The 21413-nt window shown below is 56.4% G+C and carries 22 protein-coding genes and 1 tRNA gene; 8 read left to right on the top strand and 15 right to left on the bottom strand.

The window, feature by feature from the left end:
- Positions 1–3 precede the first annotated feature (3 nt).
- The 4 genes from K5Y33_RS16080 to nac form a co-directional block, all read right to left on the bottom strand.
- On the bottom strand, positions 4–699 hold the full coding sequence (locus tag K5Y33_RS16080) for an amino acid ABC transporter permease (protein ID WP_061718311.1): 696 nt from the start codon (positions 697–699) through the stop codon (positions 4–6).
- Positions 700–721: 22 nt separating this feature from the next.
- On the bottom strand, positions 722–1474 hold the full coding sequence (locus K5Y33_RS16075; protein ID WP_222234510.1) for an SDR family oxidoreductase: 753 nt from the start codon (positions 1472–1474) through the stop codon (positions 722–724).
- Positions 1475–1586: 112 nt separating this feature from the next.
- A complete protein-coding gene (locus K5Y33_RS16070) occupies positions 1587–2003 on the bottom strand; it encodes an acetyl-CoA carboxylase biotin carboxyl carrier protein subunit (RefSeq protein WP_222234508.1) in 417 nt (138 codons plus the stop codon).
- 109 nt (positions 2004–2112) lie between these two features.
- Positions 2113–3036, bottom strand: a complete 924-nt coding sequence (nac, locus tag K5Y33_RS16065; protein ID WP_049851333.1) for a nitrogen assimilation transcriptional regulator NAC — start codon at positions 3034–3036, stop codon at positions 2113–2115.
- Positions 3037–3521: 485 nt separating this feature from the next.
- Here nac and K5Y33_RS16060 point away from each other — a divergent pair, with 485 nt between their 5' ends.
- Positions 3522–4724 (top strand): pyridoxal phosphate-dependent aminotransferase, encoded by a 1203-nt coding sequence (locus tag K5Y33_RS16060; protein ID WP_222234506.1) that lies wholly within the window; start codon positions 3522–3524, stop codon positions 4722–4724.
- 112 nt (positions 4725–4836) lie between these two features.
- On the opposite strand, the gene K5Y33_RS16055 is transcribed toward K5Y33_RS16060, so the two are convergent.
- The 4 genes from K5Y33_RS16055 to K5Y33_RS16040 are packed head-to-tail and all read right to left on the bottom strand — an operon-like array spanning position 4837 to position 8163.
- Positions 4837–5607: a 5-oxoprolinase subunit PxpA gene (locus K5Y33_RS16055; RefSeq protein ID WP_217549976.1), complete on the bottom strand. Its 771-nt coding sequence runs from the start codon at positions 5605–5607 to the stop codon at positions 4837–4839.
- A gap of 20 nt (positions 5608–5627) precedes the next feature.
- Positions 5628–6614, bottom strand: a complete 987-nt coding sequence (locus K5Y33_RS16050; protein ID WP_222234505.1) for a biotin-dependent carboxyltransferase family protein — start codon at positions 6612–6614, stop codon at positions 5628–5630.
- A complete protein-coding gene (gene pxpB / locus K5Y33_RS16045; RefSeq protein ID WP_222234504.1) occupies positions 6611–7321 on the bottom strand; it encodes a 5-oxoprolinase subunit PxpB in 711 nt (236 codons plus the stop codon). Before pxpB ends, K5Y33_RS16050 begins: the two co-directional genes overlap by 4 nt.
- 2 nt (positions 7322–7323) lie before the next feature.
- Positions 7324–8163, bottom strand: a complete 840-nt coding sequence (locus K5Y33_RS16040; RefSeq protein ID WP_110868094.1) for a transporter substrate-binding domain-containing protein — start codon at positions 8161–8163, stop codon at positions 7324–7326.
- A 271-nt stretch (positions 8164–8434) separates the two neighbouring features.
- Between K5Y33_RS16040 and K5Y33_RS16035 the strand changes: the two genes are divergently transcribed.
- Positions 8435–9355, top strand: a complete 921-nt coding sequence (locus K5Y33_RS16035) for a DMT family transporter (RefSeq protein WP_222234503.1) — start codon at positions 8435–8437, stop codon at positions 9353–9355.
- Positions 9356–9412: 57 nt separating this feature from the next.
- Here K5Y33_RS16035 and K5Y33_RS16030 read toward each other — a convergent pair whose 3' ends face one another.
- Positions 9413–10108 carry an RraA family protein gene (locus K5Y33_RS16030; protein WP_101762304.1) on the bottom strand — a complete coding sequence of 232 codons (696 nt, stop codon included), beginning with the start codon at positions 10106–10108 and terminating at the stop codon, positions 9413–9415.
- 460 nt (positions 10109–10568) lie between these two features.
- Between K5Y33_RS16030 and K5Y33_RS16025 the strand changes: the two genes are divergently transcribed.
- Positions 10569–10934, top strand: coding sequence for a type II toxin-antitoxin system RelE/ParE family toxin (locus K5Y33_RS16025; RefSeq protein ID WP_222234502.1), 366 nt, complete (start codon positions 10569–10571; stop codon positions 10932–10934).
- Positions 10921–11220 (top strand): helix-turn-helix domain-containing protein, encoded by a 300-nt coding sequence (locus K5Y33_RS16020; protein ID WP_008109607.1) that lies wholly within the window; start codon positions 10921–10923, stop codon positions 11218–11220. Before K5Y33_RS16025 ends, K5Y33_RS16020 begins: the two co-directional genes overlap by 14 nt.
- Positions 11221–11308: 88 nt before the next feature.
- On the opposite strand, the gene K5Y33_RS16015 is transcribed toward K5Y33_RS16020, so the two are convergent.
- The 5 genes from K5Y33_RS16015 to aspA all read right to left on the bottom strand — a co-directional run bounded on the left by K5Y33_RS16015 (position 11309) and on the right by aspA (position 16777).
- Positions 11309–11384, bottom strand: a tRNA-Phe gene (locus tag K5Y33_RS16015).
- A gap of 108 nt (positions 11385–11492) precedes the next feature.
- A complete protein-coding gene (locus K5Y33_RS16010) occupies positions 11493–12071 on the bottom strand; it encodes a transcriptional regulator (protein WP_222234501.1) in 579 nt (192 codons plus the stop codon).
- Positions 12072–12137: 66 nt separating this feature from the next.
- The gene (locus K5Y33_RS16005; protein ID WP_222234500.1) at positions 12138–13838 is read right to left on the bottom strand and encodes a protein-disulfide reductase DsbD; all 1701 of its coding nucleotides are present in this window, start codon (positions 13836–13838) and stop codon (positions 12138–12140) included.
- Positions 13839–13921: 83 nt separating this feature from the next.
- Positions 13922–15223, bottom strand: a complete 1302-nt coding sequence (locus K5Y33_RS16000) for an anaerobic C4-dicarboxylate transporter (RefSeq protein WP_222234499.1) — start codon at positions 15221–15223, stop codon at positions 13922–13924.
- Positions 15224–15340: 117 nt separating this feature from the next.
- A complete protein-coding gene (gene aspA / locus K5Y33_RS15995; protein ID WP_101762300.1) occupies positions 15341–16777 on the bottom strand; it encodes an aspartate ammonia-lyase in 1437 nt (478 codons plus the stop codon).
- A gap of 375 nt (positions 16778–17152) precedes the next feature.
- Here aspA and K5Y33_RS15990 point away from each other — a divergent pair, with 375 nt between their 5' ends.
- From K5Y33_RS15990 to K5Y33_RS15975, 4 genes are all read left to right on the top strand, one after another.
- Positions 17153–17605 carry an FxsA family protein gene (locus tag K5Y33_RS15990; protein ID WP_192236087.1) on the top strand — a complete coding sequence of 151 codons (453 nt, stop codon included), beginning with the start codon at positions 17153–17155 and terminating at the stop codon, positions 17603–17605.
- Between the two features lie 191 nt (positions 17606–17796).
- Positions 17797–18090, top strand: coding sequence for a co-chaperone GroES (locus K5Y33_RS15985; protein ID WP_101762298.1), 294 nt, complete (start codon positions 17797–17799; stop codon positions 18088–18090).
- 46 nt (positions 18091–18136) lie between these two features.
- Positions 18137–19789: a chaperonin GroEL gene (gene groL, locus K5Y33_RS15980; RefSeq protein ID WP_101762297.1), complete on the top strand. Its 1653-nt coding sequence runs from the start codon at positions 18137–18139 to the stop codon at positions 19787–19789.
- Between the two features lie 197 nt (positions 19790–19986).
- Positions 19987–20334 (top strand): DUF4156 domain-containing protein, encoded by a 348-nt coding sequence (locus tag K5Y33_RS15975; protein WP_008104416.1) that lies wholly within the window; start codon positions 19987–19989, stop codon positions 20332–20334.
- 37 nt (positions 20335–20371) lie between these two features.
- On the opposite strand, the gene epmB is transcribed toward K5Y33_RS15975, so the two are convergent.
- Positions 20372–21400 carry an EF-P beta-lysylation protein EpmB gene (gene epmB, locus K5Y33_RS15970; protein WP_222234497.1) on the bottom strand — a complete coding sequence of 343 codons (1029 nt, stop codon included), beginning with the start codon at positions 21398–21400 and terminating at the stop codon, positions 20372–20374.
- Between the last annotated feature and the right edge of the window lie 13 nt (positions 21401–21413).

The following is a 21413-nucleotide window of genomic DNA, read 5'->3' as shown; positions in this document are numbered from 1 at the left end:
CCATTACCTCGCATAGACGCGCTGGAAGCGGCGGGCCAGCAATGCGCCAAGGCCCATCAGCAGCAGGGAGAAGAACAGATAGCCCACGGTCGCCACGATGTAGGATTCGAAGGTACGGAACGTTTGGTTCTCAATATCGCGCGTTACATAGGTGAGATCCGCCACGCCAATCACCATCGCCAGGCTGGTGTTTTTAAACAGCAGCACCGTGTGGTTGATCATCGCGGGCATCGCATTGCGAATGCCCTGCGGCAGAATCACGCCGTGCATGGCGCGCACGTAGCTCATGCCGAGTGCGCGCGCAGCTTCGTTCTGCCCGTCGGGAATGGCGCGCAGGCCGCTGCGGATATCTTCGGAGAAGTACGCCGCCTGACACAGACCCAGCGCGGTGAGGGAGAACAGGAACTCGGCGTTGTAGTTGTTGATCCACATCTGCAGCGCTTCCGGCAGCAGCGTGGGAATGGCGAAGTACCACATCATCAACTGGATCAGCGTCGGCACATTGCGGTGATAAGAGACATAGGCTTTGACCAGCCCAACCGCGATGCGGTTTTCAGTCAGGCGAATCACCACCAGCAGCAGCGCCAGCACCATCGCCAGCAGCCAGGCACCCAACGCCAGTTCAAGGGTGATCACCGTTCCGTCAACGATCATCTGGCCGTATTGGCCGGTTATCACACTGCTGAAATCGAGAGCCATTCTGTTACCTCATCTTCGCCTGCTACGCGCTGTGCTCGCCCGGTCGCATGGTGGAAAGACCGCCCGGCACCTGTAATGTCGGGGTGATTTCGATGTTGCCGATATTTACCGCCAGCGGTGCCGCGAGCGCGAAAGCAACGCAGTCGGCGATATCTTTGGCCTGAGGCAATTCAAAGCCATCAATGAAGCGGCGGCGCGCCTCTTCATGATCGCCTGACACGTTGCCGAAGATATCGGTGGCGACGCGGCCCGGACAGATTTCGGTGATGCGCACGCGCGCGCCGTAGCAATCGACGCGTAGCTGGCGCGAAAGGGCATGCACGCCGGCTTTGGTGGCGTGATACACCGAGTTACCGTTGAAGTTGTAGATGGCAGCAATCGAGGTGATGTTGAAGACGTGGCCACGATCGCGCGCCACCATGCCCGGCACCAGCAAACGGCACAGATGCAGCACCGCGCGCAGATTGACGTCCACCTGGGTTTCAATCACGTTCTCATCGGCATCGAGGATCGAGCCCGGATGCGACAGGCCAGCGTTATTCACCAGAATGTCGATTTCGAGATCCTGGCATAGCGCGGTCAGCGCCTTTATGTCACTGACATCCACCGCGTGCGGAATACAGCCGGTACGATCGGCCAGCGCTGCCAGCTGCTCTTTACGGCGCGCCACCGCGTGCACGGTGATGCCCTCCTGGCACAGGCGCTCAACAATCGCTTCGCCCATTCCCGCCGATGCGCCGGTCACCAGCGCGGTTTTGTAATCTGAAAATGGCATCTGCCTCTCCTCGTTATGGCGTCTTTTGACTGTATGCAGTTATGCCGCAAGGGCATAAGACATAAAAATTTTGAGGCAATAAGCGCCCCTTATAACCCCGCAGGGCCGCCATTCATGGCGACCGAAACATCAACACGTCCTCGCCATACTCCACCGCAGACAAATGCTCTACCGCGAACGACTGCACCGTGCCGCTATCCGGGCTGATCACCGGCACATACAGCGGGCCAACCTGCACCAGCGCCACCACCGCACCGGCCTCGATGTGCTGGCCAGGCGCGACAAAATCCTGCGGACTATGCGGATGGCGGCGCAGCAGCGTGCCGGGCATCGGTGCGCCGATGCGTTGCGGGATGGGGGGGATTTCTGCGGCGGGAAGCGTGACAGGCGCGGGCGTGGCTGGCGTGGCGGCGAAGGTCAACCGCACTGACCAGTGCTTGCCATCGAGCGCCAGGCTGTTCAGCCCGGAGGATTGCATCTTGCGCGCCAGCGCACGCAGCGTCGGCAGCGGTATTGCGGTTTTATCCATGGAATTCCCGTCAAAGCGAAACACGCCCGCCTGAGCGGGCAAAATCGTAATCTAGCGCGTTCGCAATACGGGCAGTAAGAGGGTTTCGCTTTGCGGCAATAAGCGGGACTTATCCCACCAACGTCAAAGGATGATTCTCAACGTTGCGGCGCGACATCAGCGACAGCAGGATCGATTTCACCGCTTCGGCTGGCTGTGACAGCGGCAAGTGATCCGACATGCAGAACGACAGCGACACCTGCACATCCGGATCGACGATCTTCGCCATCCACGCATCGCCGCTTTTCAACATCGCGCGCGCTGCGGATTCCGGCATGATGGTGGTGCCGAGACCGGCGCTCAGGGCGGCATTCAGCGTGGTTTGCGACTCGATCTCGCATTTCACGCGGTACTGCAGATTGTTGTGTACGAAGGCATCGTCGAGCACTTTGCGCATGATGTTGTAGACGCGCGGCAGGAACAGATCGTATTGCGCCACCTGCGCCAGCGGGATCTCTTTCACCGGTTGCGCGAGGCTGAACGGACAGACGAAGTAGAGATCCTCTTTCATCAGCGGCATAAAGCGCAGGCCGTGAATGGTGCGGTGATCGTAAATTACCGCCATATCCATGCGGCCATTCATGATCAGTTCGCTCAGCGTGGTGCCGAAGTTCTCATTGAAGTAGAGCACGATGCCGGGATGCTGCTGCTGCACTTCCATCATCAGCGGTAATGCGAGGTTTTGTGCCGCGGTGCCCGGCGCTAAGCCCACTGAGACGCTGCCGCTCAGTGACGCGCCGACCAGCTCGATGGCGCTTTGTGCCTGCTCGCACTGGCGTAAAATCGCCTGCGCGTGGGAATAGAGGGTTTTCCCGGCTTCGGTCGGCGTCACGCCGCGCTTGGTACGAATGAGCAGTTGCTGATTCACTTCCCCTTCCAGCGTAGCCAGCTGCTGGCTCAGCGCGGGCTGGGCAATATGCAAAATATCGGCGGCCTGGGTCAGGCTGCCCACATCAACAATTTTAACAAAGTACTTCAGGCGACGAAGATTCATGAACGCTTCCTCCAACAGAACGCATAGCGGGTATCAAGCAAAGTTGATGCCAAATAAGCTTTCGCGAATGAACTCAGACAGGAGGGTAGAGCCACAGTGCCTCCTACGGCAGGTGCTGAGTTGGACAGTTGCCGAGACGGCGAGGGTAAAACAGCGACCTTTGCACTGGTATGGTGCGATTCACTCATTAGATTTGGCGATGATGGGAGTGAGTAAACCGGCGTTACGCGCTGTTATCCGGCACTCAAAGTAACACTCTATTAACATTGCGTCAGGCGCTAGCGCGTGACCTGCCGCGCATTTCCACATCAGGCTCGCCATCTTTATGCCGAAAGTGTGCGGTCGGTTCAGTCATCGCTTTGTGTTATATCACCACAACAAAGCACTATTAACCGCCGCTTCGGGCAAAAACCTATCCTCTGGTAAACGTCGTGTTTGCAGCTTGCTGCAAGCCGTTCATGCTGACACTGAGCCAGGATTAACCCATGCCCGAGATAGCCGATCGATTAAAGAATGTGACCGTTTCTGCCTCCGTTGCCATGACCCAAAAGGCCCGCGATCTCGCGGCGCAGGGCATTGATGTGGTGGCGCTTTCTACCGGTGAACCCGATTTCCCCACGCCACCTCACGCGATTGAAGCCGCTTATGCCGCTGCGCGCGCCGGGGATACGCGCTATCCGCCCACCGACGGCACGCCGGCGCTGCGCAAAGCGATCCAGCTGAAGTTCAAACGCGATAATCAGCTCGATTACGACGTCAGCCAGATCCTCACCGCCGGCGGCGCTAAGCAGATCATTTTTAACGCGATCCTCGCGACCATCAATCCTGGCGATGAAGTGGTGATCCCGACGCCGTCGTGGATCAGCTATGCCGATATCGTCAAATTCGCTGGTGGCGTGCCGGTGGCGCTACCCTGCACGCAGGAGAACGGCTTCAAACCGCTGCCGGCCGATTTGGACGCCGCCATCACCGATAAAACCAAATGGTTGCTGCTCAACTACCCGAGCAATCCCACCGGTTCGGTGGCGAGCCAAGCGGAGCTGCACGCGCTGGGCGAGGTGCTGCTGCGCCATCCGCAGGTGTGGATCATGACCGACGATATCTATGAACACCTGATTTATGACGATGTGCATTTTTACACGCTGGCGCAGGTTGAGCCGCGCCTGGTTGACCGCGTGCTGACGGTGAACGGCGTGTCGAAAGCCTGGTCCATGACCGGCTGGCGATTGGGTTTCTGCGGCGGCCCGGCGTCGTTGATCAAAGCGATGAGCAACGTGAATACCCAGAACAGCGGCGGCGTTTGCACCTTAACGCAGGCCGCGGCGGTGGCGGTGCTGGAAGGCCCGCAGGATCTGCTGCAGGAGCGCGCGCGCATCTATCGCCAGCGCCGTGATTATGTACTGGAGCGCCTGACGTCGATCGATGGCCTGCGCTGCCACAAACCGCAGGGCGCATTTTATCTGTTTGTGAATATCGCGGGCTACATCGGCAAAACCAGCGCCGGTGGCAGATTGATCACCAATGATGCCGATTTTGTGCTGGCGCTGATTGAGGAGCAGCACGTGGTGACGGTGCAGGGCGCGGCGTACGGCATGAGCCCATTTATCCGCTTGTCGTATGCCACGAGCATGGAGCGGTTAGAGACGGGATGCGATCGCATTGCGGCGTTTTGTGGTGGATGTGTTTGATTCATTGAAATAATTATCGCGCCGTTGCGGAGAGATGCAAAAACTGTAGCGGCGCAATTTATTGCGCGATAAATCGCGCCGCTACGTATCGGTGCGATTGATAAGCAGGCCGCTAATCAATGACCACCTCCGCCGCCGGGGCTACCTGATGGCCGCTGGCTTCGATTTCGCTGCGCACAATGGTGGCGAGCGCCAGGGAGCCTGGCGTGTCGCTGTGAACCAGAATCGAGCGCGCACGCACCGCAATCTCTTCACCCTCAATCGTCGTCACCGTGCCGTGCTGCAAAAACTGGCGCACGCGGGCGCGCAGCGCGCTTTCCTCGTTGATCACCGCACCGGCAATGCCGCGCGGCACCAGACGGCCTCGCGCGTCATAGGCGCGGTCAGCCAGAAACAGCGTCAGCGTTTTCAGGCCAGCCGCCTGCGCCGCGACTTCAATGATCGTATCGGGCTGGGCGAAGATGATCAGATCGTTATTAATGCGCGCCACTAACTCCATCACCTGTTGCGCCAGGGTGGCATCGCGGTTGACGATGTTGCCCATCGCGGCGTGGAAACTGAAGTGGGAAACGTGGGTGCCTTCCGCGCGGGCAATCGCCGTCAGCGCGCCGAGCTGATAGGCCACCTGCTGACAAATCTCTTCGGCGCTAAACGGCAGTTCACGGCGGCCAAAACCCTGGCGATCCGGCAAGCCGGGATGCGCGCCAATGCCCACGCCATGTGCCTTCGCCAGCCGCACCATGTTGGTCATGATCGCCGGATCGCCAGCGTGGAAACCGCAGGCGATATTGGCGGATGACACCACTTTCATTAGCGCGGCGTCATCGCACAACTGGTAAACGCCGAAGCCTTCGCCCATATCGGAATTCACATCAATCTTCATGTCTGGTTTCCTTGTGCGGATTAAACGGTAAGCGCTTTACGCAGTGGCTGGCAGCTGAAGCGCAAACGGCTCAGCCAGCGCGCCACTTCCTGTTCGATGGCGATCGCTTCACGCACATCGCTGTGGATCAGCTGGATCGACTGGCCCGGCAGCACTTGCCCAAGCCGCCACAGATCCTGCTCGATCACACCAGCGATCTTCGGATAACCGCCGGCGGTATTGGCATCGCTTAGCTGGATGATCGGTTCCCCCCCCGGCGGCACCTGCACAATGCCGGGGATCAGCCCGTACGATCGCATCTCAACGGTTTCTGACGGGAAGATCGGATCGCCTGACAGCCGATAGCCGGTGCGATTGCTTTGATTTGATACCAGCCAGGATTGCTGCCAGAAGCGCGCGGCATCGGCGGCAAACAGCGGGTATTCGCCGGAGGGAATGGCGCGTAGCTGAATGTCTCCGGCGCTGTTGCGGGGAAAACTGGCGTGTAATGCGCTGTCTGGCGGTTCAATGCCGATACCGCTGTGCGGAAGTGCTGGGCCGCGATTTTCGCCGAGTGCCAGCCGATCGCCACGCTGCAACGGACGTCCTTCAACGCCGCCGAAGCCACCGCGCAGCGCGGTACTGCGCGAGCCAAGCACCAGCGGCACATCGATGCCGCCAGCAACACACAGATAGCCACGCGCGCCGCTGCGCGGATAACGCAGCTCCAGCACTTGCCCGGCCCGCACGCTGCGGCCCCACCACGGCGGCAGCGGCGTGCCATCCAGCGTGGCGCGGCAATCCGCGCCGGTCACCGCGATGCTGCTGTTTTGCATAAATCGCACGCGGAACGGGAACAGCTGCACTTCAATTGCCGCCGCATTTTCGTCGTTGCCGAGGAGTAAATTACCGGCACGCAGCGCCAGCGGATCCATCGCGCCGCTCACCGACACGCCGATGTGGCGATAGTTGAAGCGACCTAAATCCTGCACCGTGTTGAGCGCACCGCTCTGTTCGATCTCAATCACAGCTCAATCCTCTGCGGCAGAAAACGGATGCGATCGCCCGGTGCCATCAGCGCGGGCGATGCGGCCAGCGGGTCAAACACCACCAGCTCGGCAAAACCAATCGCGTTCCAGCCGTTCGGGCCGGTCAGCGCCGAAACGCCCGCCTGCGCGCCACCGATGGTGACGGTGCCTTTCAACATGCTGAGCGACGGCACTTTCTTGCGCGGTGTCGCCAGCAGCGGATCCAAGCCGTGCAGATAGCCGAAGCCCGGCGCGCTGCCCAGCGCAAACACCGTGTATTCACTTTGATGATGCAGGCGCACCACTTCGCGTGAGCTCAAGCCGGTATGGCGGCACACCGCCTCGAGATCGGTGGCGTGTTCACCGCCGTAATGCACCGGAATTTCAATCAGTTTGCCCTGCGGACTGATCGCCTGCGCCTGATCCCATGCGGCATGCAGCTGCATACGCACGGCGATTTCATCAGCTGGAATATGGCGGAACAGTACCAGCAGATTGGTGACGCCGGGGATCAGCGCTTCAATCGCTTCATCGGCATGCAGCAGGCGCGCCAGCGACCAGATGCGGCGCTGCGCCGGGAGATCGAAACCGCCTGGCGCTTCCACCAGCCACGCGCGTGCGCCGATGGTGGAGAGCTTGATAGCAGAGGAGCAAGCCAGCGCGGGAACGCTGGCAGGCTGGAGAGCAGAGTGCGACGTCACGGGCATGGTTATTCCAGCGGTTCAAATTTCAGACTGGAGAGCGGCTGTACGCGCTCTTCGCGCACCATTTTGTATTCGGTGTTGGGCCCAATCCACGTATCCCAGATTTTGTCGATGGTGCCGTCATCGTCCATCGCCTTCAGGCTGCTGTTGACGCTGGCCAGCAACGCCGGTTCATCACGCTTCATGCCGACACCAATCGGCTCCAGCGCCATCGGTTCTTTGATCATCGCCAGATTGATGCCGTCTTTTTTTGCCTGCGAAATGGTTTTGATGCCGGTCATGGTGTTGGTGACGAAGCCCACCGATTTGTTCTGCTCCAGCGCGAGGAACGCGGAGGCTGAATCCTGGAAGGTCACCGCTTTGCCGCCTTTGATATGGATTGATTGCTCAGAAGTGGTGCCTTTGGTGGCGCTGATGCGTTTCCCCTTGAAATAGCTCAGCGGCTTGTCGGCCAGCGGTGCTTTTACCAGCAGCATCTCCTTGGCGACGTAATAGGGATCGCTGAATTGAATCTGGTTGCCGCGGGTTTTGGTGTAGGCCAGATTGGCGATCAGCACGTCGGCGCGGCCGGTAGCAATCACCGCAATACGCGCTTCCACCGAAGTGGGCACCAGCGTCAGTTTGACGTTCATCTGCTTCGCCAGCGCGTTACATAGATCGATATCCATGCCCGCCAGCTGACGTGTTTTCGGATCCGGAGAAGAGAAGGGCGGCACGTCCGAATAGACCGCGCACTTTAGCTCGCCGCTGGATTTGATGTTGGCCATCATGTCGGCATGCGCAGCCGAAATAGCCAGCAGCGGCAGCAGTGCCAGCCCGATGGTGGTAGGTCTTTTCATGGTCATGTGAACTTCCTCAATGATGAATACCACGGCGTCACCGGGACGGAGCGCCTGCGTTCTCGCTTTTCTGGACTATATCGGCTTTGTTTTCAGGCGAAAAAGAGGGAAACCCTGTCGTGCAATAGCAAAAAAATATGGCTAAGCGGCGCATAAGTTCTTTCTATTCGGGCAGAGCAAAAAAGTGTTATCCAGCGCACACTTTTCTCGCCAGGCTTGATCGCATGTCCTCTCGGCAGTCCCGCCGATTGCATGTGGTAGAGAGAAGTGAAAAAGCATGAATGCCCGATTAGGCGTGTTACTGAAGATACTGGCCGCGCTGTGCGCCACCTTGATGCTGGCGTGTGTGAAGGGGCTGAACGGCACCCTTCCCACCGGCGAAGTGATTTTTTTCCGCAGTTTTATCGCGCTGTTGCCGCTGCTGATTTGGCTGAAAATGCAGGGCAACGTGCTGGACAATCTCAAGACGCGTAACCTGTTTGGTCACTTTATTCGCGGCTTCTCCGGCACCGGCGGCATGTATTTTAACTATCTGGCGCTGGTCTATATTTCGCTGGCCGATGCCACCGCGCTGAGCTATGCGGCGCCGCTGTTTACCGTAATCCTGGCGGCGATATTGTTGAAAGAGCGGGTGCGGGTTTCGCGTTGGGTCGCCGTGGTGGTGGGATTATCCGGCATTTTGATCATGCTCTCTTCCAGCCTGAGCACCAGCGGCGCGCTGTTTTCCCATGGGGCCAGCAACGCGACGACGAGTATTGGTGTGGCATGTGCGTTGCTGGCGGCGCTGTGCTCCGCGACCTCTAACGTGCAAATTCGCTTCCTCAACGGCATCGAAAAACCGGGCGCGATCGTGTTCTATTTCTCGCTGATGACTACCGTAATCGGCCTGGCGACGGCGCTGTTTGGCTGGACGAAACCCAGCGCGATGCAGCTGTTATTGCTGGTGGGATGCGGCCTGTTTGGCGGTCTGGCACAGATTCTGGTGACGCTTAGCCTGCGTTACGCCGATGCGTCACTGCTGGCACCGTTCGATTACACCACGCTGGTGTGGTCGATGCTGATTGGTTATCTGTTCCTGAACAGCCTGCCGGGCAGCAGCACCTTACTGGGCGCATCAATTGTTGCGCTGGCCGGGATTTTCGCGGTGTGGCGTGAAAATCGCCAGCGCAAACTGGCGATGGTGAGTAGTACGCCGTAGGGGCGCCATTTATGGCGACCTGGTGCGCATAAATGCGCACCCTACAACGGCGAAAGATTAGCGGAACACATCATCAATGATTTCAACCTGCTTGGTGCGCAGCGTCTCATCCAGCCAGCTGCGTTCGAGTGAGCCGGTTTTCGCCAGCTCGAAGTTGTGTTCATCAACGATTAAATACGCCTGGGCCGCTTCGAGAATACGTGCGGCATCCTGGCGAGGAATCACAATCACACCATCCGCATCGCCCAGCACGATATCGCCCGGTGAGACGTGAATTTTACCGCAGGCAATCGGCACGTTGATCTCGCCCGGACCATCCTTGAACGGGCCGCCCGGCGTGTGACCGGCGGCGTAGATGGGAAAGTCCATGCGTGACAACCCTTCGATATCCCGGACCGGTCCGTCCAGCACAATGCCTTCCATACCCCGCTGTCTGGCATAGGTCGCCATCACTTCGCCCATCAGCGACTGGCTGCGATCGCCCTCATTCGACAGAATAATCACATCGTTTCGGCCCGCCATATCCAGCGCTTTGTGCAGCATCAGGTTGTCGCCGGAACGCGCTTTAACCGTTACCGCCAGGCCACACATGATCGGTTGACGCGGCGCAGTTTTCAGGCTGATCTCGGCCGACAACGCGGGTAAACGGCTCATGCAATCCGCCACCACCGCAGCCGGTAACCGGCGAAAGGCTTCCAGCAGCGGTTCGGCATCGGCGGGACGACGTAAATAGATTCGGTTTCCTGCGCTCATGGTTATTTTCCTGTAGGGAGTGATTTAATTAATCGAATCGTGTTTCTGAATAAATAATTAAAGATGAAAGTGAGACGCTTTATTTTTCGTTTTGATGAGCCATTACTTCATTGAATAGGGTGTTCAGCTAACAAGCTGAATCATCGGATGATTACTGGAACGTGATTAAGCTTACGCGATTACGCAGATGTTACGCAGAGGATGTTACGGCTAACCGAGACAGGATCACGAATTACTATTTCGGATGAATTTAACTCACTGATAATTAATTTTATTGGATTTTATTATGGGGAGATAGATTAAAAGTATTAGCTGAGTATTTAATTATTTATCAGAGGCAACTCTCAAATCTAAACGTTAAGTGCAGCGGCAAGTAGAAATCATGATGCAAATCATCTCTCAAAATATAACTTCCAGTTTATATGGCATAGATATAAACTACAGTTTATGAGAGGCAATTTTGAACAGTTGGGAAGTCGAAATTACTTTGCTCTTCGCAGCATGGCTGCAAGAACAAGATGATGAAATGGTTGAAGATGTGCTGTCGAGTCTCGAACTGCTGAAGGTGTTTGGCCCAATGTTGGGGCGACCGGATGTCGATACCGTCATCGGCTCTCGTTTTGCCAACATGAAGGAACTTCGCGTTCAAAGCAATGGAAGGCCGATTCGTGCATTTTTCGCGTTTGATCCCGTGAGGAAGGCTATCGTGCTGTGTGCGGGGGATAAAACTGGAGTGAATCAGAAGCGTTTCTACCAATCGATGATCAAATTGGCCGATAAAGAGTACAAGCAGCATCTGGAGGAATTAACCCATGCCAAAACTTGAAGAACTGATTGCGCAGCGTTCCCCTGAATCTCAGGAGCGTATTAAAAATAAGGCCGATCAAAAAATCATGGAAATCCGCCTGCGTCAGTTGCGTGAGGAGCTGGAACTTTCACAGGTTCAGCTGGCTGAAAAGATGGGTATCTCGCAACCTGCTATCGCAGCGATTGAGGCGCGAGGCGACGAGATAAAACTTTCCAGCCTGAAAAAGTATGTAGAGGCGTTAGGCGGTAAGTTAAGTCTGAATGTTGAACTTCCCACCGGAGATGGTCGGATATTTCAGATCTGATGTGGAGGAAGATGTCCGTGAGAAACCGGCATCTTTTTCAGAACGCAGAAAAGCAAAAACCCAGCCATAAGCTGGGTTTTCAGAATGTTGGTGCCCGGACGCGGAATCGAACCACGGACACGGGGATTTTCAATCCCCTGCTCTACCGACTGAGCTATCCGGGCAACGGGGCGCATTAAACCCTAATGGCTTACAGCCGTCAACGGCTTTCGTCAAAAAAGCGGTGCAATCGTGATTGATTGCTTGCTTTTCAGACAAGATGGATAAAAAGGCTACGCCAGCGCACCATTTTTGCGGCACAGCGCGATGCCGAGCACATCTTCCGCCAGACGGCGCGCCGTCGCGACATCCTGCACGTTGCGTTTCACCAGCAGTTTGCTCAGGCAGCCTTCCAGAATCAGCTCCATCTGATCGGCCACCATGGTGGGATTATCCAGCGCTAAATCGACCAGAATTTCATGGGTAAATTGCCAGGAACTGCGCTTTTGCTGTTCGGCTAGCTGATGCACCGGCTGATCGGGTTGTGGATAGAAGCTGCAGGCGGCGATAAACAGGCAACCGGGAAAACGGCCTTTGCTGACGTGCTCACTCAGCACTTCGTAGCGGGCTAACAACTTTTGTTCGGCGCTGAGGTGTTCATCAAGCTGTACCTGACGACGCCAGCTGTCAATCTGCTGGCCGTGATAGCGCAGCGCGTCATACAGCAAAGCATCACGATCGGGCCAGAAACGCGTCAGTTGTTCGGCTTCAAGACCGGTTGCGCCAGCCAGCTGAGTTAGGGAAGTGGTGGCGGCCAGGCCGCTTTGTTCGAGCACATTCAACGCATGCTCGAGTATTTGTTCACGTTGCAAGTGACTCTCCTCTGGAATGCGGGCCCGCTCGCGGACGAACGGGCAGTGTCCTGCTGACAGTGTCGTTTAACGTGACACATTCTGCAAATGTGCGCGGAAATCGGCGGCGTTGAGGAAGCCGGTGACGCGCGAATCGGGGATCTCTTTGCCTTGCGCATCGAAGAACAGAATGGTGGGCAAACCTAAAACCTGCAGATGCTGCAACAGCGCGTTGTCCTGCGCGTTATTGGCGGTGACATTGGCTTGCAGCAGTTGTACCTGACTTAGCGCGTTACGCACGCCCTCATCGCTGAAGGTGTATTTTTCGAACTCTTTGCAGGCCACACACCAGTCGGCGTAGAGATCAACCATGGTGATGCGGCCTTGCGCCTGCTGTAGCGCGCTGTCGAGCTGCTCGCTGCTATTGATGGTGTGGAACGGCAGATGCGCCACGGCTTGCGCACTGTTGCTGCTGCCAAACGCCCAATCCTGTAGCGGGCGCGCACTGACCAGCGCGGCGGCAAGCATGATGACTTGCAGCACGCGCCATTTGCCGCTGGCGCGCAGGCTGAGGCTGAATGCCCAGGCAAAAAATGCCACGCCAAGCAGGCTCCACAGACGGATGCCCCACAGATCGCCAATCACGCGTTCCAGCAGGAATACCGGCAGCGCCAGAATCACAAAGCCAAAACCTTCTTTGACGGTTTGCATCCACGGCCCACTTTTTGGCAGCAGCTTGTTGCCAAACATCGTCACGGCAATCAGCGGCAGGCCCATGCCGAAGGCATACAACCACAGCGTGCCGGCTCCGGCCCACAGATTACCGCTCTGCGCGATGTACAGCAGAATGGCGCTGAGCGGTGCGGTGGTGCAGGGCGAGCAGATCAACCCGGCCAATGCACCCATCATCAAGACGCCCGGCAGCGAGCCACCTTGCTGGCGATTACTCCACAGCGTGAGGCGCGTTTGCAGGCTGGCAGGTAATTGCAGCGAGAACAGGCCAAACATCGACAGCGCCAGCACGATAAACAGCGCCGACAGGCCAATCAGCACGTAAGGATGTTGCAGCGCCGCCTGGAAGCGTAATCCGGCCGCTGCCACAACCATGCCGAGCACGGTGTACGTCAGCGCCATACCTTGCACATACACCATCGCCAGCGCGAACAATCGCCCCATCGAATAGCGGCGCGGGCCTCCTAAAATGATGCTGGAGATCAGCGGATACATCGGCAGCACACACGGCGTGAAAGCGACGCCAATACCAATCAGCAGCGCCCAAAGCGGTGAAAACGGCAGCGGCGTGCTGTGATTGGCGGGCTGCGCACTGACCGCAGGCGCAGCCTGATTGGCGGCAACCGCGCTCAGCGGCACCGCGCGGGTTTCCGGCGGATAGCAGAAGCCCGCAGCCGCACAGCCCTGATAGGTCACGGTGACGGTCGCGCCGGCAGCGGCCTGGCGCAGCGTGATCGGCAGTTGCAGATCCTGCGGATAGATTTCACTTTTGCCGTAGAACTCATCTTCATGCGGCTGGCCCGGCGGCAGCGTGAGTGGAGCAATTTGCGCTTTTTGTGGCGTGACGTGGATTTGCTGGCGATAGAGATAGTAGCCATCCTTCACTTTCCAGCTGAGCGTCAGCTGATTGTCTTGCTGAGTGAAGTCGAAGCCAAACGCCTGATCAACCGGCACAAAGCGGCTGTTGTTGTTCGGGGAGAAGAGTGAGGCTTGTGCCGAAAGGCAGAAAACCAGCGCCAGGCAAAAGCCGGCAAGGCGAAAGAGTCGTGCAGCCATAGCGAATGAGTGAGCTCCGGTGGCGAATAGGCCGCGATAATAACACGACCGCTTCGCCACGAGGTTTTCAGGATGTAACCGCGCTACAGAATCAGGCTGCCAAACAGGAAGCCAAACGCCACCGAGAAGGCAATCGCTAACACGCCCGGAATAATAAAGGAGTGGTTAAACACAAACTTGCCGATACGGGTTGATCCGGTGTCATCCATTTCGACCGCGGCCAGCAGCGTAGGATAGGTTGGCAGCACAAACAGCGCGGAAACCGCCGCAAAGGACGCGACGGCGGCCAGCGGCGAGACGCCAAGCATCAACGCGGCAGGCATCAACGCTTTGGTGGTGGCGGCTTGCGAATAGAGCAGCGTGGAGGCGAAGAACAGCACCAGCGCCAGCATCCACGGATAACCTTGCAGCATGTCGCCGGCTAACGCCTGAATATCGTTGAGGTGCGCTTTGACAAAGGTATCGCCCAGCCATGCCACGCCCATTACGCAGATACAGGCGCTCATGCCCGATTTAAAAGTGCTGGCGCTGAGGATTTCACCGGTATCGACTTTACAGGTCAGGCAGATCAGCGTGGCAACGGTCAGCATAAACACCACGATGGCTTCGTTGCGCGGCAGCACGGGATTGCTGATCAGGCCAACGCTGTCGCTAATCGCGGTGGCGTAGAGCACCACGGCGGCGATGCCGATCAGGAACAGCAATACGGCACGCTTCGCGCCCGGTTTGATGTCATAAACCTGCTCACCGCGCAGTTTCACTTCACCTTTCGCTAAACGTGCCTGATATTTCTCATCATCCCTGAGCTCCTTGCCGAGAAAACTGGTGATGATGGCGGCGCAGAAGATCGCTGCCATGGTAGAGGGAATCGCCACACCCAGCAGCACCAGATAACTCACGCCATGCGGTTCAAGGATTGAAGCGAAGAATACCACCGCCGCCGAGAGCGGCGAGGCAGTAATGGCAATCTGCGAGGCGACGACCGCAATCGACAGCGGACGCGACGGGCGCACGCCTTGCTCTTTCGCCACTTCGGCAATCACCGGCAAGGTGGAGAACGCGGTGTGACCGGTGCCGGCCAGCAGCGTCATGACATAGGTGACCAGCGGCGCAAGGAAGGTGACATAGCGTGGATGGCGGCGCAGCAGGCGTTCTGCTAATCCCACCAGATAATCGAGACCGCCGGCGATCTGCATCGCGGCAATTGCGGCAATCACCGCCATGATAATTTCGATTACATCAAAGGGAATCGCGCCAGGTTTCAAGCCGCAAATCAGCGTCAACGCCAGCACACCTAAACCGCCCGCGAAACCAATACCGATGCCGCCCAGACGCGCACCGAGCCAGATTGCCAGCAGGACAATAAACAACTCCACTACTACCATTCGTTCCACTCCCTGAGCCGCGGAGAAATCCCGACTCTTAAAGTTGTAGCCGCCAAAATGAAAAAAGCACGCCGCATTGTATATGGGCGTGCTGTTGGCAACTTGATCCGGAACGGATTACTGTTCGTTTTCGTCGGTGTAGCGTTTGGCTTTGTACGCCGGATGCATCAGGTTCTGAATGGAGAAAATGTCATCCAGTTCGGTTTCCGTCAGCAGGCCGCGCTCCAGCACCACTTCACGTACGCTCTTACCGGTTTCGGCGCAAATCTTACCGACGATATCGCCGTTGTGGTGGCCGATGTACGGGTTGAGGTAAGTGACGATACCAATCGAGTTGAACACGTAAGCTTCACACACCGCTTTGTTGGCGGTGATGCCGTTGACGCATTTTTCCAGCAGGTTGAAGCAGGCGTTAGTCAGGATGCTGATCGATTCAAACAGCGCCTGGCCAATCACTGGCTCCATCACGTTGAGCTGCAGCTGACCCGCTTCTGACGCCATGGTGACGGTGATGTCATTGCCGATCACTTTGAAACACACCTGATTCACCACTTCTGGCACCACCGGATTGACTTTGGCGGGCATGATTGATGAACCGGCCTGCAGTTCAGGCAGATTGATCTCATTCAGGCCGGCGCGCGGACCGGAGGAGAGCAAGCGCAGGTCGTTACAGATTTTCGACAGTTTCACGGCCAGGCGTTTCAGCGCCGAGTGCACCATCACGTACGCGCCGCAGTCGGAGGTGGCTTCAATCAAATCTTCTGCAGGCACCACCGGCAGATTGCTCACTTCCGCCAGACGCTGTACCGCCAGCTGCTGATAGCCATCCGGCGTATTGAGACGTGTGCCGATGGCGGTGGCGCCGAGGTTCACTTCCAGCAGCAGTTCAGCGGTGCGCAGAATGCTGCGAGTCTCTTCATTCAGCAGCACGTTAAACGCGTGGAACTCCTGGCCAAGCGTCATCGGCACCGCATCCTGCAGCTGAGTACGGCCCATTTTCAGAATGCTTTCGAATTCAACCGCTTTGCGCTGGAAACCTTCGCTCAGTTGATTAATGCCGTCGAGCAGTTTCAGGATCGAAGCGTACACCGCGATACGAAAACCGGTTGGATAAGCATCGTTGGTGGACTGACACTTGTTCACGTGATCGTTGGGATTGAGGTACTGATATTCACCTTTCTGGTGGCCCATCAGCTCCAGGCCGATGTTGGCCAGCACTTCATTGGTGTTCATGTTGACCGAGGTGCCCGCGCCGCCCTGATAGACGTCAACCGGGAACTGATCCATGCATTTACCGTTATTCAGCACTTCATCACAGGCCTGAATAATGGTGTTGGCGATATTGCGGGGAATGGTCTGCAACTCTTTGTTGGCGAGCGCGGCTGCTTTCTTCACCATCACCATACCGCGGACAAACTCCGGTATGTCGCTGATTTTATTGTTACTAATGTAGAAGTTTTCAATCGCACGCAGAGTATGAACACCGTAGTAAGCGTCTGCCGGAACTTCGCGCATGCCTAACAGGTCTTCTTCGATACGAATGTTGTTCGCCATGATTACCTTCTTGTTATTGCTGCCTGGTTACTGCCGGGCGTCGGGATGGACGGGCGGCAAACAACGTGCAGGTGAAGCGATTATATTGTCGTGGAATGTCAGCGCCGACATATTATCCATCTTCGCACTGACGGGCACGATCATATTCTGATGTTACAGAATTGTTTGTGCACAGATCACTTTACGGGCTTTTGCAGGCCCAGCGGTAATAACGATATGTGATGTACTTCGCAATTTTAAGTCAGTGGGAAAAAAATGGCAGGATCGGTTGAAAATGCCGGTGCAAATGCCCATCTCTATCAATACGGTCGTAAAGACCCTCCCTTTCTGCTGCCTGGCCATTTGCGGGGCAGCTCCAACTCACAGGAGAACTCGGTGCGCTGGTTACCGTTCGTGATTTTTTTTGTTTTGGCCTGGATTGAGATCTCTATCTTTATTCAGGTTGCGCATGCGCTGGGCGTGCTGCTCACCATGCTATTGGTGATCTTCACCTCGTGTATTGGTGTGTCGCTGGTGAAAAATCAGGGCATGAAGAACTTCCGTTTGATGCAGGAGAAGCTGGCGCGTAACGAAAGCCCGGCGGCTGAGATGACCAAAAGCGTTTCGCTGATTATCTCCGGCTTCCTGCTGCTGTTGCCCGGTTTCTTCACCGACTTCCTCGGCTTACTGCTGCTGTTGCCGCCGGTGCAGAAGCATCTGACGTTGAAGCTGATGCCGCACTTGCGCGTATGGCGAGGTCCGGGCGCCGGTCCGGATGCGGGTTTCACCGTGGACGGTGAATATGAGCGCAAAGATCAGGACCAAATAGGTCATGACAAAGACCATTAGATTATTAAGGCGGCGCAAGCCGCCTTTTTGTTGCTTTTTTCGCCGTCTGTTGCAGAAACGAAAATATTTATATTTTTTGCCCTTGAAAGCCCACTTATTGCCCCTATCTCTTCCAGCACGAGGCTGGAAGCCCTGCTGTCCGGCTCAACCCCAAAAATGAATGATTGGACTTTCTAAAGGAGAGCTATCAAATGAAAATTCGTCCATTGCACGATCGCGTTATCGTCAAGCGTAAAGAAGTCGAAGCTAAATCAGCGGGCGGCATCGTGCTGACCGGTTCAGCTGCCGGTAAATCTACCCGCGGTGAAATCCTGGCTGTTGGCAAAGGCCGCATCCTGGAAAACGGTGAAGTTAAGCCACTGGACGTAAAAGTGGGTGATCTGGTGATTTTCAGCGAAGGCTACGGTGCTAAAACCGAGAAAATCGACAACGAAGAAGTTCTGATCATCTCCGAAAGCGACATCCTGGCAGTTGTTGAAGCGTAATTTACGCGCAATTCACTGAACGAAACGAATTTAAGGGATATTTGAAATGGCAGCTAAAGACGTAAAATTCGGTAATGACGCACGCGTAAAAATGCTGCGCGGCGTAAACGTACTGGCAGATGCAGTAAAAGTTACCCTGGGCCCGAAAGGCCGTAACGTGGTTCTGGATAAATCTTTTGGTGCACCGACCATCACCAAAGATGGTGTTTCTGTTGCGCGTGAAATCGAGCTGGAAGACAAGTTCGAAAACATGGGCGCACAGATGGTGAAAGAAGTGGCCTCTAAAGCGAACGACGCAGCAGGCGACGGCACCACCACCGCAACTGTACTGGCTCAGGCCATCATCACCGAAGGCCTTAAAGCCGTCGCTGCGGGCATGAACCCGATGGATCTGAAGCGCGGTATCGATAAAGCCGTTATCGCCGCCGTTGAAGAACTGAAAACCCTGTCTGTGCCTTGCCAGGATTCTCGCGCGATTGCACAGGTTGGTACCATCTCTGCTAACTCCGATGAAACCGTGGGCAAACTAATTGCCGACGCGATGGACAAAGTGGGCAAAGAAGGCGTTATCACCGTTGAAGAAGGCACCGGCCTGCAAGACGAGCTGGATGTGGTTGAAGGTATGCAGTTTGACCGCGGCTACCTGTCTCCGTACTTCATCAACAAGCCAGAAACAGGCGCAGTTGAGCTGGAAACCCCGTTCATCCTGCTGGCTGACAAGAAAATCTCCAATATCCGCGAAATGCTGCCCGTGCTGGAAGCCGTTGCGAAAGCCGGTAAGCCACTGCTGATCATTGCAGAAGACGTGGAAGGTGAAGCCCTGGCAACGCTGGTGGTGAACACCATGCGCGGTATCGTCAAAGTAGCTGCGGTTAAAGCACCTGGCTTCGGCGACCGTCGTAAAGCGATGCTGCAGGATATCGCTATCCTGACCGGCGGTACCGTGATCTCTGAAGAGATCGGTATGGAGCTGGAGAAAGCCACCCTGGAAGATCTGGGTCAGGCAAAACGCGTTGTGATCAACAAAGACACCACCACCATCATCGATGGCGTGGGTGATCAAGGCGCTATCTCTGGCCGCGTAACGCAGATTCGTCAGCAGATCGAAGAAGCAACCTCTGATTACGACAAAGAGAAACTGCAGGAGCGCGTAGCGAAACTGGCAGGCGGCGTAGCCGTGCTGAAAGTGGGCGCAGCAACTGAAGTTGAAATGAAAGAGAAGAAAGCACGCGTTGAAGATGCCCTGCACGCGACCCGTGCTGCGGTTGAAGAAGGCGTGGTTGCCGGTGGTGGTGTGGCGCTGGTTCGCGTTGCAGCGAAAATCGCCGCATCTGGCCTGAAAGGCGATAACGAAGATCAGAACGTGGGTATCAAAGTTGCGCTGCGCGCAATGGAAGCGCCACTGCGTCAGATCGTTTCCAACGCCGGCGAAGAGCCTTCAGTTGTTGCTAACAACGTGAAAGCAGGCGACGGTAACTACGGTTACAATGCGCAGACTGAAGAGTACGGCAACATGATCGACTTCGGTATCCTGGATCCAACCAAAGTGACCCGTTCTGCGCTGCAGTACGCTTCATCGGTTGCGGGCCTGATGATCACCACCGAAGCGATGGTGACTGACCTGCCAAAAAGCGACGCACCTGATTTAGGCGGCGCTGGTGGTATGGGTGGCATGGGCGGAATGGGCGGCATGATGTAATTGCCCCTGACTGCTTAAGTCATCTGGAAAACCCCCGATCGGAAACGGTCGGGGGTTTTTCTTTTGCTGGGGAACAAGGTATAAGTAAGGGCGCAATACTTCGGCTTTACGGGTTTAGGGCAATGAATGTTCAGAAAAAAAGTGCGCTTTTCTGCTACGCTGCCGCCCGACACTGATGATAATAAATGGGGATTACAATGCGGATTAACCTCTTGCTCGGTCTGGCAGTCGGAACTTTACTGCTGGCGGGCTGTAGCAGCTCCAATCAACTGAGTGCTGGCGGCGAACGCGTGACCTTCGTCGACCAACAACCCGCAAGTCAATGTCAGCTGCTGGGAACGCTTACCGGCTCTCAGAGCAACTGGCTGAGCGGTTCAGGCGGTGAAGGCAGTTCACTGCGTGGCGCAGCTAACGACCTACGCAACCGCGCGGCAGAAATGGGCGGCAACGTGATTTATGGCGCCACCAGCCCGACGCAGAATCTGCTGTCAGCTTTCGCGCCACTCGACAGCAAAATGACCGGTCAGGTGTATAAGTGCCCGTAAGTTGCAGTTGTAAAAAAAGCCGCTGATGCGGCTTTTTTTATGCCTGACGCAGCTGCAAATCCAGCGGCGTCTTGCTTGGCTCGCCGCCAATCTCGCGCGCCAGTTTCGGCACCATATAACCGGAAACCATCGGCAGCAGCTGGCGCATCAGCCCACGTGCTTCCTCATCTGACACAAAGAAGTGCGCCGCGCCTTGCACCTTATCCAGCACGTGCAGGTAGTAGGGCAGAATGCCAGCATCAAACAGCGCATTACTGAGATCCGCTAGCGTCTGCGCATCATCATTCACATCACGCAGCAACACGCTCTGATTGAGCAGCGTCACGCCGACACGCTTCAGCATCTGCATGCCGTAACGCAGCTCATCATCAATTTCCTGCGCATGGTTGATATGGCTCACCATCAATACCTGCAGGCGCGTGTCCGCCAGAATCTGACACAAGCTTTCGGTGATACGCGACGGGATCACCACCGGCAAGCGGCTGTGAATACGCAGGCGTTTGAGATGCGGAATTTTCTCCAGCGCGCCCACCAGCCATGCCAGCTCATGATCTTTCGCCATCAGCGGATCGCCGCCGGAGAAGATGATCTCGTCCAGTTCCGGATGCGTGGCGATGTAGTCAATCGCTGCCTGCCAGTTGCGCTTGTTGCCCTGATTATCCTGATAGGGGAAATGGCGGCGGAAACAGTAGCGGCAGTTGACCGCACAGCCACCTTTTACCAGCAGCAGCGCACGATTTCTATACTTATGCAGTAAACCCGGCACCACGCTGCTTTGTTCATCCAGCGGATCGGTGCTATAACCTGGCGCATCGATAAATTCCTGACGGCTGGTGAGCACTTGCAGCAGCAGCGGGTCCGTCGCATCGCCTTTTTTCATGCGTGCGATGAAGGCGCGCGGTACGCGCAGGGCGAAAAGCTTGCGCGCATCCGCGCCTGCAGCCAGATCAGCATGCTGATCAAGAGATAAAAGTTGCAGTAATTCAGCAGGTTCGGTGACAACATCAGCTAGTTGCTGCAACCAATCTTCTCTGACGGGGGGATTTAGGGTTACAATGTGTGCCATTTTTTTGGCTATT

This window comes from Pantoea sp. DY-17, assembly GCF_019795975.1.
Classification (GTDB): Bacteria; Pseudomonadota; Gammaproteobacteria; order Enterobacterales; family Enterobacteriaceae; genus Pantoea; species Pantoea leporis.
The sequence above is the reverse complement of the archived record's forward strand: the minus strand, read 5'-3'. Positions and strand labels throughout refer to the sequence as shown.